Annotated in this window: 19 protein-coding genes; 9 read left to right on the plus strand and 10 right to left on the minus strand. The window is 59.1% G+C overall.

Annotated features, from left to right (window positions below; translation table 11 throughout):
• Nucleotides 1-20: 20 nt before the first annotated feature.
• Together AWB69_RS07110 and AWB69_RS07115 are read right to left on the minus strand one after the other, a co-directional pair.
• Nucleotides 21-1,181 carry a nickel/cobalt transporter gene (locus tag AWB69_RS07110; RefSeq protein ID WP_156528764.1) on the minus strand — a complete coding sequence of 387 codons (1,161 nt, stop codon included), beginning with the start codon at nt 1,179-1,181 and terminating at the stop codon, nt 21-23.
• On the minus strand, nt 1,175-1,855 hold the full coding sequence (locus tag AWB69_RS07115) for a DUF1007 family protein (RefSeq protein WP_197500190.1): 681 nt from the start codon (nt 1,853-1,855) through the stop codon (nt 1,175-1,177). Before AWB69_RS07115 ends, AWB69_RS07110 begins: the two co-directional genes overlap by 7 nt.
• Before the next feature lie 291 nt (nt 1,856-2,146).
• Between AWB69_RS07115 and AWB69_RS07120 the strand changes: the two genes are divergently transcribed.
• Nucleotides 2,147-3,832 carry a SulP family inorganic anion transporter gene (locus AWB69_RS07120; protein ID WP_062083672.1) on the plus strand — a complete coding sequence of 562 codons (1,686 nt, stop codon included), beginning with the start codon at nt 2,147-2,149 and terminating at the stop codon, nt 3,830-3,832.
• A gap of 443 nt (nt 3,833-4,275) precedes the next feature.
• Complete coding sequence (locus AWB69_RS07125; RefSeq protein ID WP_062083674.1) at nt 4,276-4,467, plus strand: YqaE/Pmp3 family membrane protein; 192 nt, start codon at nt 4,276-4,278, stop codon at nt 4,465-4,467.
• A 130-nt stretch (nt 4,468-4,597) separates the two neighbouring features.
• Here AWB69_RS07125 and cysC read toward each other — a convergent pair whose 3' ends face one another.
• Entirely contained in the window at nt 4,598-5,200 is a 603-nt protein-coding gene (gene cysC / locus AWB69_RS45565; protein ID WP_075643870.1) for an adenylyl-sulfate kinase, read from the minus strand.
• A 582-nt stretch (nt 5,201-5,782) separates the two neighbouring features.
• On the opposite strand from cysC, the gene AWB69_RS07135 reads away from it, so the two are divergent.
• A complete protein-coding gene (locus tag AWB69_RS07135) occupies nt 5,783-6,943 on the plus strand; it encodes a hypothetical protein (protein ID WP_156528765.1) in 1,161 nt (386 codons plus the stop codon).
• On the opposite strand, the gene AWB69_RS07140 is transcribed toward AWB69_RS07135, so the two are convergent.
• Entirely contained in the window at nt 6,914-7,315 is a 402-nt protein-coding gene (locus AWB69_RS07140; protein WP_062083680.1) for a hypothetical protein, read from the minus strand. The two genes, AWB69_RS07135 and AWB69_RS07140, sit on opposite strands and share 30 nt — an antisense overlap.
• Nucleotides 7,316-7,867: 552 nt before the next feature.
• Between AWB69_RS07140 and AWB69_RS07145 the strand changes: the two genes are divergently transcribed.
• The 4 genes from AWB69_RS07145 to AWB69_RS07160 all read left to right on the plus strand — a co-directional run bounded on the left by AWB69_RS07145 (nt 7,868) and on the right by AWB69_RS07160 (nt 13,263).
• Complete coding sequence (locus tag AWB69_RS07145) at nt 7,868-8,341, plus strand: (2Fe-2S)-binding protein (RefSeq protein ID WP_407923021.1); 474 nt, start codon at nt 7,868-7,870, stop codon at nt 8,339-8,341.
• Between the two features lie 11 nt (nt 8,342-8,352).
• Nucleotides 8,353-9,357, plus strand: coding sequence for an FAD binding domain-containing protein (locus AWB69_RS07150; RefSeq protein WP_062083682.1), 1,005 nt, complete (start codon nt 8,353-8,355; stop codon nt 9,355-9,357).
• Between the two features lie 22 nt (nt 9,358-9,379).
• The gene (locus AWB69_RS07155) at nt 9,380-11,605 is read left to right on the plus strand and encodes a xanthine dehydrogenase family protein molybdopterin-binding subunit (protein ID WP_062083684.1); all 2,226 of its coding nucleotides are present in this window, start codon (nt 9,380-9,382) and stop codon (nt 11,603-11,605) included.
• A gap of 503 nt (nt 11,606-12,108) precedes the next feature.
• Nucleotides 12,109-13,263 (plus strand): porin, encoded by a 1,155-nt coding sequence (locus AWB69_RS07160; RefSeq protein ID WP_062083687.1) that lies wholly within the window; start codon nt 12,109-12,111, stop codon nt 13,261-13,263.
• A gap of 183 nt (nt 13,264-13,446) precedes the next feature.
• On the opposite strand, the gene AWB69_RS07165 is transcribed toward AWB69_RS07160, so the two are convergent.
• Together AWB69_RS07165 and AWB69_RS47515 are read right to left on the minus strand one after the other, a co-directional pair.
• Complete coding sequence (locus tag AWB69_RS07165; RefSeq protein WP_062083689.1) at nt 13,447-14,844, minus strand: MFS transporter; 1,398 nt, start codon at nt 14,842-14,844, stop codon at nt 13,447-13,449.
• A gap of 9 nt (nt 14,845-14,853) precedes the next feature.
• The gene (locus tag AWB69_RS47515; RefSeq protein ID WP_156528767.1) at nt 14,854-15,150 is read right to left on the minus strand and encodes a hypothetical protein; all 297 of its coding nucleotides are present in this window, start codon (nt 15,148-15,150) and stop codon (nt 14,854-14,856) included.
• Nucleotides 15,151-15,548: 398 nt separating this feature from the next.
• Here AWB69_RS47515 and AWB69_RS07170 point away from each other — a divergent pair, with 398 nt between their 5' ends.
• Nucleotides 15,549-16,007 (plus strand): CHRD domain-containing protein, encoded by a 459-nt coding sequence (locus AWB69_RS07170; RefSeq protein ID WP_062083691.1) that lies wholly within the window; start codon nt 15,549-15,551, stop codon nt 16,005-16,007.
• A gap of 18 nt (nt 16,008-16,025) precedes the next feature.
• Here AWB69_RS07170 and AWB69_RS07175 read toward each other — a convergent pair whose 3' ends face one another.
• The 4 genes from AWB69_RS07175 to AWB69_RS07190 form a co-directional block, all read right to left on the minus strand.
• A complete protein-coding gene (locus tag AWB69_RS07175; protein WP_062083751.1) occupies nt 16,026-16,718 on the minus strand; it encodes a cytochrome b/b6 domain-containing protein in 693 nt (230 codons plus the stop codon).
• Nucleotides 16,719-16,898: 180 nt separating this feature from the next.
• Nucleotides 16,899-18,383, minus strand: coding sequence for a sodium:solute symporter family protein (locus tag AWB69_RS07180; RefSeq protein WP_062083693.1), 1,485 nt, complete (start codon nt 18,381-18,383; stop codon nt 16,899-16,901).
• Nucleotides 18,380-18,595 (minus strand): DUF3311 domain-containing protein, encoded by a 216-nt coding sequence (locus AWB69_RS07185; protein WP_062083695.1) that lies wholly within the window; start codon nt 18,593-18,595, stop codon nt 18,380-18,382. The genes AWB69_RS07180 and AWB69_RS07185 overlap by 4 nt, the downstream gene beginning before the upstream one ends.
• Nucleotides 18,596-18,926: 331 nt before the next feature.
• Nucleotides 18,927-20,171, minus strand: a complete 1,245-nt coding sequence (locus AWB69_RS07190) for a D-amino acid dehydrogenase (RefSeq protein WP_062083698.1) — start codon at nt 20,169-20,171, stop codon at nt 18,927-18,929.
• A gap of 399 nt (nt 20,172-20,570) precedes the next feature.
• On the opposite strand from AWB69_RS07190, the gene AWB69_RS07195 reads away from it, so the two are divergent.
• Nucleotides 20,571-21,344: a maleate cis-trans isomerase family protein gene (locus tag AWB69_RS07195; RefSeq protein ID WP_062083700.1), complete on the plus strand. Its 774-nt coding sequence runs from the start codon at nt 20,571-20,573 to the stop codon at nt 21,342-21,344.
• Nucleotides 21,345-21,376 lie beyond the last annotated feature (32 nt).

Below are 21,376 nucleotides of genomic sequence, written 5' to 3' on the forward strand. Positions count from 1 at the left end.
CGTCGCCACCTGATCAGCGTTCACGCGAGCGATGCAGCCTGCGACCCGGACACTAGCGCAAAGACTTGCCATGCCGCGAACGCCGTAATGAAAATGGCGCCGGCAAGCGCCAGACCGAACCGAACCCGCTCGACTTTCTGCCGCCTGAAGACAGCTGTGTTCGACATGATCCGGTTCAGGGATGAACTCGTCATGCCGATCGCGAGCACGGTGCAAGCGACCCCTGCGCCCATCGCCAGCGATGCGAGTACTCCGACGATAAACAGGTGGTTGGCGAGCGCCGCAATCAACACGAAGATCGCGCCCGCGCAGGGACGTACACCGACCGCTACACCCGTCAGGAATATCCTGCTGCGAGCCACCGACGTTCCGCGCTCGCCGTCAGTCCTGGCCCAGCGCACACCAGAACGTCGTTGAGCGAGAGTCGTGCCGAGATACGCGGTTTCGTCCAGGTCGTCCGAAGCGTTTGCATCTTGCGCCAGGCTCACGCGTTTCTTCGGAATGAGCGCCACGCGATCCGTGTCGCAACAATCGCGCCGCGTCGCAATGGCCCATAACGACCATGCGCCGACGCAGAGCAACGCAACGTAACTCGCCAGTTCAAGACTCGACGCCCGCGTCAATATGCCGGGAAGTCCCTCGCGGGAAAGCCATGCCGCGCCGCCGACAAGAACGATCGCGGACAAGGACTGGACCAGCGCGCTCCATCCGCTCAGCAGCGCGGCATCAATGAAACGTGTCCGGCGCGACGCCAGATACGCACTGACCACAACCTTGCCGTGCCCGGGCCCAAGCGCATGCAGCACGCCATACGCGAACGCACACAGCACGATGATCCAGGTGCCGAACAGGCCGGATCCATTACGCTCGTTCGCGATTGCGTCCTGCAACTTTTCGTTCAACCGGCTTTGCAAATGGATGCTCGTCGTGACGGCATCGCGAACGATCGAGGGCATGGCAGCCTGCGTGGACCGGGGCGTATCGGCAATGTTCGCCGCGCTCGGTGCACCGGTCGACGTACGACCGAAGACGTCCGTGGTTTGAGCCGGAACTTGAGCAGGAACTTGAGCAGGAACTTGAGCTGAAACGCCATGCGACGCGAGCGTCAGCGCAGCGGCGAAGCACAGGCCAATCATCCTGAGATGTCCATCACCGCGCCGGTTACCGATAAAGGTCAGCACGATAGTCTGCTCGCTTGAGGAAGGATGGTGCCACCAAAAATAGGGTGATCGTGATCCTCGAACGCCGTCGCCTTGCAGTTACGCGGAGAGCCCGCACCGAGCGTCAACGCGGGCTGCGCCGCACTTTCAAAGTCGACAAAAAAAGTATCGTCCCAGACGCCAAGCGTGACTCGTTCACGCTTGAAGTCCACTGGTTTTACGAGCGGCAAAAGGAACCGGTAAACGACATGGCCTTGCTCGATGCTGACACTGAAGTTACGCGCCTCGGCGACCGCGACTGCCTTGCCATCGACAAAGACGTGATTGAAATAATCCGAGCTCTTGAGCAATGAGAACGCCTGGGCTTTGAACGTCGCCGTGTAGTCGGCGTTGAGCGGCCCCGACTTGGGCATGTTGGAAAAGTCCCCGACCAGCGAAAACGGAAAGCCTTTTGAAAAGATCCACGTCTGCTGCATGGCAACCAGCAGCGTGCCCTGGGTTTGGGCGACCATCGAATAATTGATCCAGACATGCGGATGTGCCTGGGCCGGAGCGGGAAGGGCAGCAAGCGGGAGCCCACAGCATGCAGGCAACAGGTAGCGCAACCAACGCAGGAGAAAGAGGAGGTATGTCGCAGACGGTCTGACTGAAGGCCACAGGCGCGGTAAAGCATTAGCCCTGGCTTGCAGCAGCATCGGCGCGGTCGGGGCGTTTGGGGCTGTACGGAGTGTCATGTAATGAACGTAAAGCTGGCCTCGTTTCAGAAAGCTCATTCGCATGTCGCCCTCGTCGCGACCCACCTCCAAGACGAGCCCGTTTTATAACACGGCGCTTTTCCAATACCCGGAATTGGGGGTAACGACGTCCGGCCTTGCAACACCATCAACAAGAAACCTTGCTCTTCCAAATCAACTTGCGGCACGATGCGCCAATGACATATCTACTTTTATCGCACTATTGGATGGAACATCGTTCGGGGACGCACAATGCGCTTTAAGTTATTAGGAGGCGTGTTGCCGCTTGGCCGTGGCGCCGCGCTCCGCGACCTGCTGGCCGGCGTGACCCTCGCGTCAATGGATATCCCGCAAGTGCTGGGTTATGCGCGCATAGCGGGAATGCCGGCCGTGACCGGCCTTTACACCGCATTTTTACCGCTCCTCGCCTTCGCGTTGTTCGGTGCGTCCCGCCATCTGGTCGTGGCCGCGGACTCCGCAACCGCTACTATTTTCGCAAGCCGCCTCTCGACCATGGCGACGGCCGGGAGCCCGCAATACATGGCGCTTGCCGGGGTCGTTGCGCTGCTGACCGCCGGGCTGCTGCTGATCGCGCGGATCTTCAAACTCGGTTTCCTGGCCGATTTCCTGTCCCGCACCGTCTTGCTCGGTTTCCTTGCCGGTGTCGGCATTCAGGTCGGCGTCGCGATGCTGGGCGACATGCTGGGCGTGTCCACGGGGTCGTCGCGAACTCTCGCGCAGATCGAATCAATTACCCTTCAGCTTGCTCGCGTGTCGCTTCCAACGCTGGGTATATCGGCCGCCGTGGTGACTTGTATTCTTGTTTTCAAGTACCTGTTGCCGCGTCTTCCTGTCGCCATGTTCGCCGTGGTCGGGGGCATTGCGGCAAGTTATGCCTACGACTTCGCCGGGCACGGCATCGCGGTCGTGGGCCCGGTTGCCGGTGGCCTGCCTGCGCTGCGTTTTCCGCTTGCCACCTGGGAGCAGACGCTGGACCTCGTACCCGTGGCCGCATCCTGTTTCGTGATGATCATTGCGCAAAGCGTCGCGGCGGGCCGCGTGTTTGCGGAGCGCTATCACGAGCCGGTCGACGCCGATGCGGACATCCTGGGAATAGCGGCGGCCAACGCGGTGGCTGCCGTGAGCGGCGCGTTCGTGGTGAACGGCAGTCCGACCCAGACCGCCATGGCGGATCGCGCGGGCGCACGCAGCCAGTTCGCCCAAGTGGTATTTGCGGTGGTGGTCGGCGTGGTGTTGCTGTTCTTCAGCAAGTGGCTGCAGTATCTTCCGCACTGCGTGCTGGCGGGCATTGTGTTCACGATCGCGATCGGGTTGATCGACTTCAAGAGCCTTTACGCCATCCGGCGTGAGAGCCCGGGTGAACTCACGCTGGCACTTGTCACGGCGCTGGCGGTGGTAGTGATTGGCGTTGAGGACGGGATCCTGCTGGCGGTCGCGTTGTCGTTGCTGCGTCATGTGCGCCATAGCTATCATCCGCACACCATGATGCTTGCGCCCACTCCGGCGCTTGGCGGACGCTGGGCGCCCGTGCCAGCCACGCCAGGTATCGACACGGCTCCCGGGCTGATTGTCTATCGGTTTGGCGCCGACCTGTTTTTCGCGAACGATCATTTTTTTGTCGACGACGTGCGCCACGTGATCGACCACGCGCCCACGCCTGTCCATTGGTTCATTATCGATGCAAGCGCTATCACGGACCTTGATTATTCGGCGGCCCGTACGCTCGGTGAATTCTGCGAGGGTCTGAAGCAGCGCGGTATCAACGTGCTGTTTGCGCGCGTCAATCAATACCTGCGATCCGATATGGACCGCCACGGAATCACCACTGTGCTGGGAGAATCGCACATCTTCGAAACGCTGCATCAGGCGCTTGTAGCGGCCGGGTTCGATCCGTCTGCGGCATCGAGTACGCATTGAACGTGCCCCGGGAGCATCCCCGGGCAGGGCATGCAATATCGCTCACCCGATCCTGTCCATCGTTGCCTGGAACAATGCGGATTGCGGGTTCACCAGTTCGTTCACCAGGTTGAAGTGGTTGGTTATGGGTGTTCTCGACCAGCCGCACGGGCAAGCCGTGCTCTTCAAGCAGTCCATGGAAATACAGCGTCTGATGCTTGAACCCGGTGGGTTCAAGACCTCCCGCGCACGGCATCCGGATCGGGATACGGCATAAGTTCCGAGTGGAGCGCGTTCGGCTGCGTGTGACGACGGGGGGAAGGGGGGCAGCAGAAGAAGTCTTATCGGTGTAGCGAAGAAAGGACTAAAGTTTTAAATCGGCGAGTCGTTATGATGTCCTCGCACGACGTGATAACGGGGTCGCCGCTTTTGGATGGCCTTCTTCTAACTTGACGGAAAGTTCCATGCGCCTCTTGCTCGCCATTTTCTTACCCTGGCTCCAGTTCTTCACGATTGGCCGGCCGTTCGCCGGGATCATTTGCCTCGTGCTGCAAATCACGCTTATCGGCTGGATTCCCGCGGCAATCTGGTCAGTCTACGCACTCAGCGAATACAAGACCGACCGAAAAATCGCACGGGCGGTGGCTGGCCGGTAAGCGAGGTCTGCCGGGCGTGCGGGAGTGATGGTTACAGGCTGCACGCGTGGCCGGTGCCGCGTTCAGCGTTGTGACTAATCACGTGGCCGATCGGCTCGTGGTTGAAGCGGATGTCCTGGGAAAGAGCCGCTCAGGGGCCGCACAACCGGTGAGTAATCAAGGCCGCCGCATCGGCTACGGAACATTGAGTGGTATTGATGCGAATGTCGGGGGTGGCCGGTTCTTCATAGGGGGAATCGACACCCGTGAAATTCTTGATCGCTCCCAGTCTTGCCAGCTTATAAAGCCCTTTGGGATCGCGTCTTTCTGCAACAGCGACGGGTACATGCACATGTACTTCCATGAACCTGTGAGGTCCGGCAATCGCTCGTGCCAGTTCCCGGTCGGCGGCAAAGGGGGAGATGGCGCAGACCAACACCAGCAGACCGGCGTCAGCCATCAGTCGGCTGACTTCGCCTGCGCGCCTGATGTTTTCATGCCGATGTTCGTTGGAAAAACCGAGATCCCGGCATAGCCCGGTGCGCAGCGTGTCCCCATCCAATAGAAAAGTGTGTTTGCCGCTTCTATGGAGCCTCAGTTCCACGGCGCTCGCGATGGTCGATTTTCCAGCCGCGGAGAGCCCCGTGAACCAGACGATGCCGGGAGTTTGTCGAAGCGACTCAGCCCGGTCCCTCGCACTCACTGAAAAGGCATGGGGATAAATGGGCGGTGTGCTATCGATTGGCAGGTCCATTTAACCTCCGCGCCGGTGCGCATAAGATGGCTTCAATAGCGCTACGGTTCTGATAGTTTGGTGGCAAGCGAGAGTTTCCATTGTGTACAACATGTGCCCGGACGAACATTGATAAAACGCCAGGCTGATTTGATAGATAGTCTAGTTGGATGCCGCGGCAGGCGTGTTACAGCAAGGGCCACAACCCTTACGCGTCTTTACTGGAAGCAGTTTGTTGAAAACCGGTTGAGGGTTTTAACCATGACGGCGTGGTCCCGTGGTCCCGTGGTCCCGTGCGACAAGAGCAGCTGCTTGAAAAACTTCACGACTTCACACTCAATTCGTCCTGACTCAGGAACCGGATCGTTATAAAACTCCGATGTCGTGTTACCGCCGTTTACGAACACAGCCTTGCTGGATACCGGCTCTTCTTCACTTGGTCCTGCCAGGCGCCGCTGAAGTATTACGGTGTGTTGCGAAGGGAAATTAAAAAAAGACCGCGGGATCTATTCATACATTAGCATCTCGGCCATTGTCATCAAGCGATGCCGGCCCTCAGCGGCATGTGCCAAACGCACGCCATTGCTTGGCTCGAGATTACTTATGCAAAAAACAGCGCCAGCAGCGTCCCCGATATTCATTCACTCACTATTTCGGGCCGGTAGCACGTACCTCTTCAATAAATTTCGTTATACAGATGAATTATATTGTTACCAGGAACCATGCAATGAAGCGCTCATCGATCTGGATAGTCATCCTGATGGATTTCTAAAACCTCCGGACTATGACAGCCGCATGCTGAGGCATCCAACGCTTACGGCACCGTATTTTTACGAGTATTACTGTATCCGGGATCGTCTGAAAGGTCTGTTCAGAAAATCCTTCAGCTACGAGGAATATTTCACGGGACCAAGACTTCCAGATGCGCAAAGGAAGTATTTTTCCACCTTGATTGAAGCAGCGCCAAAACGACCATTGCTGCAGTTCTGCCGCAGTGCGGGGCGCATGGAAGCACTCAAGCAGGAATTCGGAGGTGTTCACATCCATCTCTGGAGAGAGCCGCGTGGCCAGTGGTGGTCCTATAAAATTTCCGACTATTTCGATGCCACTACCCAGGCGACCTATAACGCATTCCAGTTACCCGAAGTCCTGACGAAAATCCGGATGCTCGCCAGCATCCACAGTTTCCGAGGACGTTCCGTCAACAGGGAGATCGCCTTTTACCGGAGTCATCCAACAGGTTCACGGGACAGCTATCTCGCGTTCTTCGGCATGTGGCTTTATTCGTTCATTGAGTGCGAACGGTACGCGTCCGAAACAATTTGCATCAACAAGCTCAACAACGTTGACTACCGTACGCGAGTCACGCATGCATTGTCGCTTGCAGGCGTTGACGGATTGGAATTCAGCGATGCGAAGCTGGCAAACACAATATTGTCAGAAACAGAGGTGTCATTTTACGAAAATATCGAAAACGAGGTTGCGCAGATGTTCTGTGAATGTGGTTACGCACGATCGGAAGTCATGGCAGCCCTTGGCGCCGGAAGGGCTGTCATGCCTCCTACTTCGGATGCGCTCGCGGATACTTTGCGAAACGAGATCGCCCGGCTACGAGCGCTGGCGTTTGCGCATTGGGACTCGCACACGGCGAGCGAATGTCAGATCTTCCCCAGAGTGTCGTCGACATGGCGGGGCTTGATGCAGCGTTTGAAGCGATACTCCGGGCAAATATTATTACAAAGTAAAACTGATGATCGTGGATGAAAAACGACCGTGAAAAAGTGACTGCATTCCAGATAGCGGCCTTTCAGCCAATATGATGAACACCTCAGCACCTTGCAGCGCGGTTGGAGAGCGGCCCAAGCGCGTTGCGTTTGTCATGTCGAATGCGATTGGCGACACGTTGGTGTCAATGGTCAGATCCGCGCGCGCATGCAACCAGGACATCCACGTGAACCACTTCCGTCGCATAACTATCCGCTTGAAGTAGATCCTGGCTGGCATGTTGACAAAAACCCTCTTTTCGATGGCGCCGTTGTTGTTCTTCGGCATGGCGGCGTGGGATGGATCGCGTATGCCTTTCCTAAGCCCAGCCTCGCGAAGCTGAACGATGTGCTGTCGGCCCAGGTGTCCCATTCGTTTGACATGAGCTCCATACCTGGCTGAAGTGCTGTGCCGGATAACCCATGACGCCGGCTGGAAAACGGCGGTCTTGATAAAGCGATGCCGGTTGCTTCATCTCGCCATCTTACGTAACCGGCTTGACAACCTGGCAATGCCGGTCGGTCTGCGCGCTCAGCGGAGACAGGACGGACCAAAAAATTGCACGAGCGGTCGCCGGCCCGGCAGGCGAGGCGAGGTCTGAGGGCATGCCGGACCGCACGTTTGGTCTAAGCGGGTTCAGCAAACTCCGGAGCGACTGCCTATACTATTCGCGTTGTTACGAGCCACGTTGTTGGTCAGCGACGCGCACCCAGCTTGATCGCATCCGCATCCTTCCGGTGCCGGCACCTGTAGCCGGACCGCATCGGCATCCTGATGAGCGTATCTGCGACGTGACCGACTTCTCCCTGTTCCCACAGTCAGGAGATTCCCGCCGTGCACGATCAATCATCCCCAACCCGTTTCATCGACGAAACTGTCGGCCCTAAAACCGCCGCACCCGCCCGGCACGCGCGTACGCAATCGATCGAACCCGTCACTATTGCCGTCGAGCTTTCTATCAACGGCAGAAATTACGCGCTAATGCTGGATCCTCGCACCACGCTGCTGGACGCGTTGCGTGAGCACCTGCACCTGACCGGCACGAAGAAAGGCTGCGATCACGGCCAGTGCGGCGCCTGCACCGTCCACGTGAACGGACGCCGCGTGAATGCGTGCCTGTGTCTCGCCGCCAACCATGCGGGCGACGAGGTCACGACCATTGAAGGCATTGGCAGCTCCAGTGCGATGCATCCCATGCAGGCCTCGTTCGTCGAGTGCGACGGTTATCAATGCGGCTACTGTACGTCCGGGCAGATCATGTCCGCGCTTGCCTTGCTCGAAGAGCCGGTCGGCCCCTCCGATGCCGACGTTCGCGAAGCCATGAGCGGTAACCTGTGCCGCTGCGGCGCCTATCAGAACATTGTTGCCGCGATCCAGGTCGTGCGCGGCAAAGCCTGAGGAGCGCCGACATGGAACTGTTCCAGCTTTCCCGCGCGAACGACGTGCAGGACGCGATCAAGGCAGGCGCTGCGTCACATACCGCACAGCAGGGCGCCGACGTGCGTTTCCTGGCAGGCGGCACGACGCTGCTTGACCTGATGAAACTGAACGTCGAGCGGCCGGGCCGCGTGATCGATATCAGCCGCCTGCCACTGAATGGCGTCGACGCTCTACCAGATGGCGACGTGAAGATTGGCGCCACCGTGCGCAATGCCGATCTCGCGCACCATGCGCTGATTCGCGATGCGTACCCGGTGCTGTCGCAGGCGTTGCTGGCCGGGGCGTCGGCGCAACTGCGCAACATGGCGACGACGGGCGGCAATCTGTTGCAACGCACACGGTGCGTGTATTTCCGCGATACCGCCATGGCTTGCAACAAGCGTGAACCCGGCTCGGGGTGCGCTGCAATCAGCGGTTTCAACCGGACCCTGGCGATCCTCGGCGTAAGCGATGCGTGCATTGCCAGCAATCCATCAGACATGAACGTGGCGCTCATGGCGCTCGAAGCGGTAGTTCATATCCAGGGAACGCGGGGCGCGCGCAGTGTCGCCATCGACGATTTCTTCCTGTTGCCCGGCACCACGCCGGAGCGCGAAACAGTGCTTGAACCCGGCGATCTCATCACACATGTCACTTTGCCGCCGCCGGCGGAAGGTGGCCGGTCGCTCTATTCGAAGCTGCGCGACCGGGCCTCGTACGAGTTCGCGCTGGCGTCGGCGGCGGTGGTTGTCACGGTGACCGGCCGCCGCGTCAGCCACGCGCGTATTGCGTTGGGCGGCGTGGGCACGAAGCCGTGGCGCTCGCGCGAGGCCGAGGCTGCGCTCATTGGCGCACCGCCGGATACGGCGACCTTCAGACGCGCCGCAGCGGACGCACTTGCCGGCGCCCGGCCGCAAAGCGGCAACGGCTTCAAGGTCGAACTGGCGCAACGCTGTCTGGTCCACGCACTGACGCTCGCGACGAGCGCCGCCTGATCTCGCCGAAAGGAATTCACCCATGTCTACTGTGCAAGATTCCCTGCATGCGGTCATCGGCCGGCCGCACTCGCGCATTGACGGACCGCTGAAGGTCAGCGGCGAAGCAACCTACACGTCGGACGTCGACCTGCCGGGCCTGCTGCATGCGGTCCCGGTGAGCAGCACTATTGCCAGCGGCAAGCTGGTCTCCCTCGAATTCGCCGCGGCGGAATCCATGCCCGGTGTGCACGCGGTATTGCATCGCGGCAACATTGGCCGTTTCTACCGGATCTCCGGCAATTCAATCGATACCGGCTACGTTGACGAGGCACGTCCGCCGTTCGAGGACGACATCATTCGCTATTACGGCCAGTACGTTGCGCTCGTAATAGCGGATACGTTCGAAGCCGCGACGGCGGCGGCCGCCGCCGTCAAGGTTGGTTATGAAACCTCCGCGCACGATGTGAGCAGCACGCTGTCAAGCGATGCGGAACAGAAGGTTGAAAGCGAGCGCGGCGACGCCGCGAGCGCTTTCGACAACGCGCCCGTCAAGCTCGACGAAAGCTATGTGACGCCGGTCGAGACGCATAACCCGATCGAGCTTCATGCGACCGTCGCACACTGGGATGGAGATAGTTATACGTTCTACGAAACATCTCAGGCCATCTCGAACCATCAGGGCACGCTGATGCAGATGCTCGGCCTGCCGAAAGAAAAGGTGCGGGTCATCTCGCGTTACCTGGGTTCGGGCTTCGGCGGCAAGCTGTGGATGTGGCCGCATTCGCTGCTCGCCGCCGCTGCGTCGCGCCACACAGGGCGCCCGGTGAAGCTCGTGTTGAGCCGCAAGATGATGTTCCAGAACGTCGGGCATCGACCGCTGACGCAGCAACGCGTGCGTCTTGGCGCGAACGCCGACGGCACGCTCACCTCCATCCGCCATGACTACCTGAACCACAGGTCGATCCTCGACGCGTATTCCGAAAACTGCGGTGAAGCCACGCCGCTGTTGTACAGCACGCCGAACCTGCGCGTGAGCTCGGGCACCGTGCCGCGCAACGTCGGCTCGCCTACGGCCATGCGCGGACCCGGCGCGGTGCCGGGACTCTTTGCGCTTGAATCGGCCATGGACGAGCTTGGCTTCAAACTGGGTATCGATCCGGTGGAGCTGCGTATCAGGAACGAACCGCGCGTTGATGAAAGCAACGGCCTGCCGTTCTCATCGCGTCACCTGGTGGAGTGCTTGCGCACGGGCGCGGACAAGTTCGGCTGGGCGCAGCGCACACCCGGTATTGGTTCCATGACGCGTGAGGGCCTGACACTGGGCTGGGGCGTGGGGGCTTGCAGTTGGCTGGGGCTCAGGTTCTCGGCCGAAGCCACGGTCGACCTCCGCGAGGACGGAACGGCGAGGGTGGTATGCGGCACACAGGATATCGGCACCGGCACTTACACCGTCCTCGCGCAACTCGTGGCGGCGCAAACGGGGCTGCCGCTGGACAAGATAGAGGTTGGTCTCGGCGATACCGCTCTGCCGCCCGGACCGATATCCGGCGGATCGGCTGCAACCGCTTCGGTGATTCCAGCCGTTTTCGACGCCGCTCGCGCGGCGATCGGCACCGTGCTCGCACGCGCTGCGGCGGTGTTCGGATCACCGTTCGAGGGCGCCGGCGCGGACACGCTGGCGTTCAGTGAGGGCCGGGTGCATCGCAAGGGTGAAACGCCGGCAAGCGGCGTGCCGTTCGGCGACATACTGGCCGCGGCAAAGATGCACGCGGCATCGGGAAGCGGCCGTGCGGTGGGCGGTTTCGATGACCCGTTGAAGAAGAAGTTCTCCATCCATTCGTACGGCGTGCATTTCGCCGAGGTCACGTGGCAACCGGAGATCGCGCAACTGCGCGTGAGCCGCGTGGTCACCGTGATCGATGCGGGGCGCATCCTCAACCTGAAGGCCGGGCGCAACCAGATTGAAGGGGCGATCGTCATGGGGGTGGGCATGGCGCTGTTCGAGCATACGAGCTATGACGAACGGACCGGCGCACCGATCAACAGCAATCTCGCCGATTACATCATGGCGTCGAATGCGGACACGCCCGCGCTGGACGTCACGTTCCTGGACCATCCCGATACGATCTTCAACGAGCTGGGTGCGCGGGGTATTGCCGAGATTGGTCTGGCGGGGATAGCACCGGCGATTACCAGCGCGGTTCATCACGCGACAGGGGTACGGGTCCGGCGGCTGCCGGTGATGATCGAGGATTTGCTGGTTTGAGGTGGCGGGCGGGCCTGCGTGGCCCGCCCGGAATGTACTTACGTCCGCGCCGGCCTGACTGGATCATCTGGACACGCTCCAGAATGGTGCAATTTATGCAATTGATAGCCCGACTGGACCGCGTAGTTTAAAAAGCAAACCGGTCTGCTTAACAAGCACGCCCCGAGCGATCCCTGTTCCTTGATATCAACGTGCGGCGAATAGGACCAGAAAACAACATTTGGTGATATTCGTAGTATTGAACTAGTTGTTTTTTTGGAATAGATTAACTTCGGCTCGCGTTCTCCACGAAAGTTGTTGCCAGACATTTTCAGTGCGAGCTTGAGACCGCGAGCTTGCTTGCGGTCTCACCCCATTACAGTGTTTTGACGATAGTTTTTCATTTTGTTTATTATCAATCTATTTAGGCATACAAATAAAATACCTTAACGAATCAAAGGGCCGGATATCTTCTAATACTTGAAAACGAAAAACCTTTCCCGTGTCTGAGCGTGGAGAAAGAGATGAAGAAGAGTGCACTAAGCGTAATCTCGTTGGCGCTCCTTGGTGTGGCAGGCGGAGTGCGGGCGCAGTCCAGCGTTACCCTGTATGGAACAATCGACGCGGGCGTCGGTTATGTGAAAACCAGTCAAGGCGCGCGATGGGGTTTTATCGACGGGACTTTGTCGGGTGATCGCTGGGGTTTGAAGGGTTCGGAAGATCTCGGCGGCGGCATGAAAGCAATCTTTGATTTGGAAAATGGCTTTGATGTCGGCACGGGGCAGTTAGGCCAGGGCGGCCGCGAATTCGGGCGTCAGGCATTTGTCGGTTTGTCGGGTAACAGCTGGGGCACGTTGACGCTCGGGCGGCAATACGACCCACTGGTTGATATGGTTCAGCCGCTGACGGCTGACAATTATTTCGGGAGTATTTTCGCGACACCGGGTGACGTGGACAACTACGACAATAGCCTGCGTGTATCCAATGCCGTGAAATACGTCTCGCCCAACTATTCGGGCTTGCAGTTCGAGGGACTGTACGCGTTCAGCGGTCTGGCCGGCCGCACGGGGCAGGGGTACACCTACAGCGGGGCAATCACCTACAACAATGGGCCGCTTGGTATTGCGGCGGGTTATTTCCTCGCCACGAACCCCAGCCCGACTGCGGGCGCATTTCGCGACGGCTGGGACCCGACTTCATCGTCAGACGCAATCTTCGACGGAGCGATCAACAACGGTTACGCAACCGCCAAATCGCTGGGCATTGCCCGTGCGGGTATTCAGTATGCGCTGGGTCCGGTAACCGTCGGCGGCTCTTACAGCAATGCGCAGTATAAAAACGACGGCGATTCAACCTTCACGAGCACCGAGAAGTACAACGTTGGCAATGCGTTCGTCAACTACCAGGCGACCCCGGCCATGCTGTTCGCCGTAGGCTACTCGTTTGAGAAGGCGAGCGGGAACACGTCGGCCACGTATAACCAGGCCAGCCTTGGCGCGGACTATTCATTGTCCAAGCGTACCGATCTTTATGCGGTCGGCGCGTATCAGCACGCCAGCGGTACGCAGCTCAATCCGGACGGCACGACGTCGCCGGCGCAGGCTTCGATCGGCTCGTATGGTTTCAACGGCACCGCCAGCCAGGAAATGTTCATCCTTGGCATGCGTCATAAGTTCTGAGGGGCGTTGTTGACAGTTGTCCTGAATCCCCTGGGCAACAGTTATCGGCATCAGGTTCATACGCGAAGGCGCTCAGAAATCCAATTGCGTCAGGACTTGACGCATCGTCGTCGCACGAAGCGCTGTTGTTGTGTGACAGCGCCGGCATTTGGTCAGCTCAGACGAACACCGGCCATGCACGATTCAATGGTTGATGGTCTCGAGCGACAGCCCCCTGGTGGAAGGTCCGAGCAGGATCATGCAGATCGCCACAAGCATGGACATGCCGACAAAGACCGCGACGCCGGTCACGCCATACCCGTGCAGCAGAATGCCGATCGCGAGCCCGGCAAAGGCCGCGGAAATGCGGCTCCACGAATAGACAAAGCCGATCGCACGGGCACGCACGCGGGTCGGATAGAGCTCGGCCTGATAGCCGTGGTAGGCATAGGACATGATGTTCGCAGCCAGCGTGAACAATACGCCGAGCACGATCAGAAGCCATGGAGCGGAGACCTGGGAAAATATTGCAATGACGACGCCCATCGTGATGAGACCGCCGCAGATCTGGGTCTTCCGTTCGAGCCTGTCGGCGAACAGCATACCCAGCAGCGGACCAAAGGGATTGGCAATCGCAATGACGAATGCATATCCCAGGCTTGCCGTGACGTGGATGCCGCGGTGGATCAACAGCGTCGGCACCCAGGCAGCGAAGCCATAGAAGCCGATCACTTGCGCCATGTTGAAGATCGACAGGATGATCGTCCGGCGCCGGTAACCGGGCGCGAAGATTTCCTTGAGCGAACCACGGCCTTCTCTCTCGGGTGCGACCGCTTTGGGCGGCGGCAGGCTGATGCCTTTCTCTGCGACAACCCGCCGTTCAATGTCTGCAACGATAGCCTCGGCTTCTTCTATCCGGCCATGACGCGCGAGCCAACGCGGGCTCTCCGGAATATGACGGCGCAAGATCCAGACGACCACGGCGCCGACCGACCCGATCAGGATGACCACCCGCCAATAATCAAGGCCGAGCGGCTGCGTCCCGTTCAATGCATACGCAAGAAACGCGACCACCGGCACGACGGCAAAGGTGATGAACTGGTTCATCGCATACGCGCGGCCGCGCTCCTGACTGGGGATCAGCTCGGAGATGTACGTGTCGATCGTGACCAGTTCGACGCCAATACCAATGCCCGCGACAAAGCGCCAGATATCGAGCGCGAATCCGGAGTGCTGGAATGCCATGATCACGGTACAGACCATGTACCAGAGTAATGAGTACGTGAAGATCAGGCGCCGTCCAAAGCGGTCTGCCACATAACCCAGTACCAGGGTGCCGACCCACAGTCCCGCGAAGGTGGCAAAAACGAACGTGCCGAAACCCGCGACTGCGAGCGGCTGAAGGGCAGCAAAGAAACCCAGCGATTCCGGTTTGAACAGCCCGGACTGGATCATGCCGGGCGCGACGTAGCCCGTGAAGAAGAGGTCATAGAACTCGAACACACCACCAAGCGAGATCAGGATCACCATGGTCCAGACGGTGCGCGAGGGGGGCAGCCGATCAAGCCGTGCTGCAATTTCCGCTGCTTTCTCGCTGGACATGTAAGCCTCTTATTTTTGAAAGAACTGTAAAGTCGATCGCGACGCCCGTTGCTTCTTGTCGCGGAAGTTCGGTAACAGCATGCCGGCACTAAAGGCGGCATTGCAAAATCCAAAGGATGCAAACGACGCCCCGTGTTTCCCGACGATTGCCTGTCTTTGAATCGCCTCGATCCAGCCGAAGGAAATACGGCCGTAGCGGGACCCTCCGCAATCTCGCACATCACCACGATATTCAGCAATGCGGGGGAATACCAACGCACCGTGTGTGATTGACGTGAGATGCCTAGCGTTGAATTTCTCAGTCACATCGATTCAATGCTTTGAGACGGCTGCGCTCAAGTGAATCCGCGAGTGAATCCTTTAGCGATCGATGTGAACGCACAGGTTCCCGCTAGCCGCCAGGATGTATCCGCGGGCCGGTATCGACAAGCGTTGCTTCTCCTAAGGAGGCGGTTGGCGCAAAGAGTTCACACACTCGCCTCAGGACTTCCGCGCTTGTCAGATCGCTTGTCAGATCATGCCTGTGCGAGCATCATCTAGCCTGAATTTATCCAGTTTCCGGACCGGGCGGGCAGCGGGGCGGTTGGCTTCAGAGTGGCTCTATTGACTGCTTGCAGCAATGAGCCAGTTTGAGTTCTCTTGCCTTGACGAAGCGAGCGCAAGCGGCCTTGCGCAACCGGACCATATCGACAGGAGATAATCAAATGAATGTGTCAATCTCGCGACGGGCTCTCATGGTTCTAGCCGGTGCCATGTGCGCAGGGGCAATAAGCTTTGCACAGGCAGCACCGGTCACGTTCACGGTGCCGCTCACCGGTGCGCAGCAGGTGCCGCCTGTCCAGACCTCGGGTAGCGGCAGCGCCAACATCTCTTACGATCCCGACACGCGGGTCGTCACCTGGGCAATCACCTTCAGCGGACTGTCCAGTGACGCGACCATGGCGCATTTCCATGGTCCCGCGGCGTCCGGCAAGAACGCACCGGTGAAAGTCTGGCTGTCAGAGAAAGGCGCCGCCGCCACCAGCCCGCTCAACGGCACCGCGACGCTGTCACCGGCGGACGCGCAGGAGTTTGTCGCGGGTCAGATGTATGTCAACGTGCACACCAAGGATCATCCCGCCGGTGAAATCCGCGGTCAGGTCGTGCCGCCCAAGAGCAACTGACACGGACTGAAACCGCGCTCAGAGATACATCGCGAGAAGCGTTGTTGCCGCGACGCTGACGGCCAGCAAAAGCAGCGCCAGCAGTGCTGATGCCGGCCGTGCCGCGCCGATCTGCTCCGGCAGGAGCTTGCGTCCGGTGAGCATGGGGCGCAGCAGGTTGTGACCCTTGGCGATCGCGTATAACGCGATCGCCAGCACGTGCAGCGCCACGGCTGCGAGCAATGCGTCCCACAGGATCGTGTGCAGCGCTGTGATGGCGTTGGCGATCGACGCGGGAACCCATTGAGTCAACGGCCCGTCGTCCGCCACGTCGTTGTTGACGTAAAGCCCGCTCAGCGTCTCGCCCAGCAGCAAAGCCAGCAGTAGCAGCACCATCCATCCGCCCGCCGCATTGTGGCCCACCTGCAGGTCGGCTTCGCGGCGGAACACGTGGCGCAGATGCTGCCATGCAGCGGGGGGGGCGCGCAGAAAACCGCGGAATCGCGCGGTCTCGCTGCCGAAGAAACCCCACAGCAAGCGGAACAGCACCAGTGCCAGCAGTGCCTCGCCAATCCGCACGTGCCAGTCCATCCAGTTCAGCCTCGAGGTTACATAGGCGGCAGCCAGCAGCACGACCACCAGCCAGTGGAACAGCCTCGTTGGCATGTCCCAGACGAGCACCGCGCGACGACCGGATTGCGTCTGTGCGGTGACGGGTCCATCAGCATCCATGTGCCGGTCCTCGAATGCGCTGCTCATCCGATAGCGACAGAAGGGCATTCACTGTATTGCTGGCCATGTTCGTTTTCGTCTCATCGCCTTTGTGCCGGCTTGTCATTCGTAGATGCGGCCGGCGGCTTGCACGGATGGGACGCCGGCATCATCTTCGTCAGCCATGCGTTCCATCTTCACTCAACGCAGCGCGCCGTCGGTTCCATGAGTGGCGTGTTCCGCGCGTGGCTGCGTGAGCGCACTGACCACTACGAACACAATGATATTCAAAGCCAGCGCGAGGAAGCCGATATTGATGTCCTTCGCCGAATCGGGGAGAAAGGGAAACATCTGTCCGATGCTCAGGTGCAGGGTCGTGGTCACCACGACAACCGCCACGCCCGCAATAATCCCGCCCATGGCGCCCTGTTTCGTCGCGCGGCTCTTGTGCATCAGGCTCGCGATCAACGCAGGAAACAACTGTGTCACGAAGCTATAGCCCATCAGCAGCAGCGCGACGATCGTGTTGCCGCCCTGCAGCGTGAACCAGATCGCGACGAGTGCGACGACCGGCACGAGCCAGCGCGCGAGCCTGCCGACAAACGCATCGGAGGCCTGACGGTTCATCGCACCTCTATAAACGTCGTTCGCGAGCAGGGTGGACGCCGAGGTCAGGATCATCGAGCCCGGGACGAGCGCCGTCAGCACGCCGGCAGCGCCGATCACACCGACGATCCAGGGATCGAAACTCTGGATGGACAGCCGGAACAACGACAGGTCAATGTCGCCGCCCTTCAGGCCCGGCACCTTGAGCGTTGCTGCAAATCCCACGAAGAACACGAACAGCAGGATCAGTTGATAGATGGGCAGGATGATTGCATTGCGCCGGAAGATCCGTTCGTCGCGAGCCGTATAAACCGAACCGAAGGTATGCGGCCACATGAAGAAACCGAGGGCCGTCAGCAGCACCGTGGACTGGAACCACGACACGCTCGACCCCTTCGCCGGGAAGGTGAGGAAGCCGGGCTTGGCGGCATCGATCGCATGGAACATCGGGCCAATCCCGCCGTAAAGGTGATAGGGCAGGTAGATGCCCAGCGCCAGTACCACGCTCAGGATCAGGATGTCTTTCACCACGGAATTCCACGCCGAGCCCCGTACGCCCGACAGGATCACGTAGGCCGTGACCACCAGCGCGCCGATCCAGACAGCGACTGTTGGCGATATCACGCCATACGAAGCTGTGGCCACAATGATGCCGAGCCCCTTGAGTTGCAGTACGAGATAGGGAATCAGCGCGACCACGCCGACCACGGCGACCAGGACGCCGAGCGCGGGGCTGTCGTACTTGCGCGCGAAGTAATGTGGCTGCGAGACGAGCCGGTGTTTCTTCGCGTAGCGCCAGATTGGCGGCAGCATCCAGTACGAGAGGATGTAGGCGAGGGTTCCGTACGCGAGAATGTAGTAGACGGGTGCGCCCTTGCCATAAGCGAAGCCGCTGCCGCCGAGAAAAGTGAACGTCGTGTAGATTTCTCCGGCCATCAGGAGAAACACGAACGCCGTGCCGAAACTGCGGCCGCCGACAGTCCATTGCTCGAGATTCATGTCGTGACCGCGCCGCGCGCGCACGCCAAGATAGAGCGCCAATACCGTCACAGCAATAATGATAACCAGGGCGCTGCTCATGATCGAGACTCCGCGGCTTCGTTGACCGCCTGGCGGTTGGTCGGATCCAGCCGATAGATGATGCCCATGATGATCGCACTCAACACGATCCAGATCACGATCCACGCGAGCACGAACGGCATGCCGAGGACTAGAGGTTCCACCTGATTGACGAACGGGACACCGATGAGAATACCAATGAACGGTAGCGCGGCCATGATTCGAAAAAGCATGACGAATAACCCCCAGAGCTGTGTGTCTTGCGTGTCAGACACGTTTTTGTCCCGCTGACTCTATGCTTTATTCGTTGATTGGCAAAGTCGATCAAAAAAGTGTAGGTATTTTGAAAGATCTGGAATCGGGGAATTTCACCGTGGGCGATGCGCCTGTCTGAGCGCCTTCACACTGCGTTGTCGGAAATGCATCGTCGGCCTTTATAAATCGAACTTTGGCTTGGGAAATCGCAGCAAGAAAAATATATCAGTGATCCGAAATAAATTGATTGCCGCAGTACCGGAAAGAATCCGATTCACGCAGGCCTGCAAAGATCGGCGTCGTCGACAATCAATCCGCCAACAGTCCATCCATTGGAATGGCTGGTGTCCGTCCTGCAATCAAGTCCGCCGTGATGCGAGCCGAACCGTGCGACATGGTCCAGCCTATATGGCCGTGACCCGTATTCAAATAGAGATTGCGATACTTCTTGCGGCCAAAAAACGGCAAGTTGGTTGGCGTCATCGGCCTCAGCCCGGCCCACATCTCCGCACGATCGTAGTTCCCGCCAGCAGGATAGAGCTCCTGTGTCACGCGCTTCATGAACGCGAAGTCGGACGGCTTGTGACTGGTATCGAAGCCGGCGAATTCGGCTGTCGCGGTGACCCGGATCCGGTCGCCGAATCGCGAGACTGCGACCAGATTATGCTCGTCGACCGCCGCAACATTCGGGGGCGATGGCTGTCCCTCTATCGGAATGGTGAGGGAGTATCCCTTGATGGGATAGATCGGAAGATTAACGCCAATCTGACGGCTCAGGACCGGGCTGTAGCTGCCGAGGGCCAGCACGTACGCGTCGCCTTTGATCAAGCCTTTACTAGTTGCGATGCCCGTCACGTCCTGACCCGAGGTTTCAAAGCCGTTGATGGTGGTATCCGTCAGGATCGTGCCGCCCCGCGCGAGAATTTTTTCTGCAAGGGCGCGAGTGAACTTCGCGGAGTCTCCGGTCTCATCAGTCGGACAGTGGATAGCGCCCGCTATCTTGTCTTTTGCGGTGGCAAGCGACGGATCGAGCTCGACGACCTGGTTGCGGTCAAGGACCGTAATGAGCTGCCCGTCGGATTCGAGCAGCTTCATGTGTGCGACGCCACGGTCCAGCGCTTCCTGGCTCCGGTGAAAATATAGAATGCCACGGGCGTTCCGATCGTAATCAACGGGGTCTTCAGCGATCACCTCCTGCAAGATCTTCTGCGAGTAAGCAGCCAGACGATGCTTGAGCAGGGTGTTACGGCGCGCTTTTTCCGCGGTGCACTCCATCAGGAACAACCACGACCAGCTATACAGCCGGGGGTCGGCGGAGAACCTGAACCGGAGCGCCTGATCTTTCAGCACCAGGGACTTGAGCAAGGTCATTGGCGCTTTGGGCGAAGACCAGACAAAAGAGTGTCCGGGTGCGATCATTCCGGCGTTGCCCCAACTGGTTTCACCAGCGACCACGGGCTGCCGTTCGATGATCACGACCTCATGGCTGTCCTTCTGTAGCTGGTACGCCGTTGTCACACCGACCACGCCGCCGCCGAGCACGATAACTTTCATGATGTCCTTGATCTCATTGCTGCCAGGGCACAGGCGTTCACCTGATGCGCCCGCTGTCTCGGGCTTCCCGCATTTCCATGGCTGATCTTATCCCTGAAACGAGTTTGATCCAATAAAGTGTCGACACCAATGTAGATAAACAAAAAAACAAATGCAACGGCACCGTTTGGCTGCAACGCAGCAAATCCTGCTCGGGCGGACTTGTAAACGCTCAGGTGAAACCACCATTTGCAACATCTAATTTTGATCTGATAGTGTCGACACTGATGTCGTACAGATGCGTTCGATTCACATGGGACGAGGGCGTCGTCAGCGTGCTGTTCCTGCGATATCTCACGGCGATAAGTGACGATAAGTGGCGGCCGCGGCCGCGATCTGCCTAACCAGGACATTCTTCAAATGGACACTTTGGACAGTACCGGCGAATACCATCGGTTCGGGTTTTGCTTCGACAATGGGATCTCGCATCGGGCGGCAATCGGCCTGGTCGTGCTGGCAACGGACCATACGATCGAATACGAATGGCGCAAGATGCTCACCCTCGATGGCGTCGGATTCTACGAAAGCAGGATCTTGAATTCCGCCGACATAAGTCCGGAAACGCTCGCGCAAATGGACGGTCTCATTGCACCGGGTGTCGCGGTGATCCGGCCAGGCGAACGCCTTGATGTAGTGGCTTTCGGCTGCACATCGGCCTCGATGGTTCTCGGGGAAGAAAAGATCTTCGAACGAATCAGGGAAGCCCGCCCCAACGTCGCCTGCACGACGCCTATCACAGCCTCTCGCATTGGACTGAATGCGTTGGGCACACGGCGCATTGCCCTGCTTACGCCGTACGTGCAAAAGATCAATGAATCGATGCGCGACTATCTTGGCGCGCGCGGTATTGACGTAGTGCAAATGGGCTCCTTCGAGCATGCGAATGACAACGAGGTTGCACGTATTGACGCCGCATCGGTTCGAGACGCGGTGATCGCGCTCGGCCGGCACGAGGAGGTGGACGCAGTCTTTGTGTCGTGTACTTCCTTGAGGCTGGTTGATGATGTTGTGAACATTGAGAAGGTGCTCGGAAAACCAGTCATGTCGAGCAATCACGCCATGGCCTGGCACGCTCTGCGTCTGGCTGGCGTGAACGACCGGCTCCCTCAGTTCGGAAAACTTTTCACCGTTTAGATCTTGCGGATTTGCACGCTGCATGGAGGGTT

The organism is Caballeronia udeis (assembly GCF_001544555.2).
Taxonomy (GTDB): Bacteria; Pseudomonadota; Gammaproteobacteria; order Burkholderiales; family Burkholderiaceae; genus Caballeronia; species Caballeronia udeis.

What these genes read in the sequence shown, in the direction of transcription:
- AWB69_RS07115 (WP_197500190.1), bottom strand. Translation starts at nt 1,855, where the DNA reads ATGCTGCTGCAAGCCAGGGCTAATGCTTTACCGCGCCTGTGGCCTTCA.
- AWB69_RS07175 (WP_062083751.1), bottom strand. Translation starts at nt 16,718, where the DNA reads ATGGATGCTGATGGACCCGTCACCGCACAGACGCAATCCGGTCGTCGC.
- AWB69_RS07190 (WP_062083698.1), bottom strand. Translation starts at nt 20,171, where the DNA reads ATGAAAGTTATCGTGCTCGGCGGCGGCGTGGTCGGTGTGACAACGGCG.
- AWB69_RS07165 (WP_062083689.1), bottom strand. Translation starts at nt 14,844, where the DNA reads ATGTCCAGCGAGAAAGCAGCGGAAATTGCAGCACGGCTTGATCGGCTG.
- AWB69_RS07140 (WP_062083680.1), bottom strand. Translation starts at nt 7,315, where the DNA reads ATGGGACACCTGGGCCGACAGCACATCGTTCAGCTTCGCGAGGCTGGG.
- AWB69_RS07155 (WP_062083684.1), top strand. Translation starts at nt 9,380, where the DNA reads ATGTCTACTGTGCAAGATTCCCTGCATGCGGTCATCGGCCGGCCGCAC.
- AWB69_RS07170 (WP_062083691.1), top strand. Translation starts at nt 15,549, where the DNA reads ATGAATGTGTCAATCTCGCGACGGGCTCTCATGGTTCTAGCCGGTGCC.
- AWB69_RS07135 (WP_156528765.1), top strand. Translation starts at nt 5,783, where the DNA reads ATGCAAAAAACAGCGCCAGCAGCGTCCCCGATATTCATTCACTCACTA.
- AWB69_RS07195 (WP_062083700.1), top strand. Translation starts at nt 20,571, where the DNA reads ATGGACACTTTGGACAGTACCGGCGAATACCATCGGTTCGGGTTTTGC.
- AWB69_RS07120 (WP_062083672.1), top strand. Translation starts at nt 2,147, where the DNA reads ATGCGCTTTAAGTTATTAGGAGGCGTGTTGCCGCTTGGCCGTGGCGCC.
- cysC (WP_075643870.1), bottom strand. Translation starts at nt 5,200, where the DNA reads ATGGACCTGCCAATCGATAGCACACCGCCCATTTATCCCCATGCCTTT.
- AWB69_RS07125 (WP_062083674.1), top strand. Translation starts at nt 4,276, where the DNA reads ATGCGCCTCTTGCTCGCCATTTTCTTACCCTGGCTCCAGTTCTTCACG.
- AWB69_RS07180 (WP_062083693.1), bottom strand. Translation starts at nt 18,383, where the DNA reads ATGAGCAGCGCCCTGGTTATCATTATTGCTGTGACGGTATTGGCGCTC.
- AWB69_RS07185 (WP_062083695.1), bottom strand. Translation starts at nt 18,595, where the DNA reads ATGCTTTTTCGAATCATGGCCGCGCTACCGTTCATTGGTATTCTCATC.
- AWB69_RS07160 (WP_062083687.1), top strand. Translation starts at nt 12,109, where the DNA reads ATGAAGAAGAGTGCACTAAGCGTAATCTCGTTGGCGCTCCTTGGTGTG.
- AWB69_RS07150 (WP_062083682.1), top strand. Translation starts at nt 8,353, where the DNA reads ATGGAACTGTTCCAGCTTTCCCGCGCGAACGACGTGCAGGACGCGATC.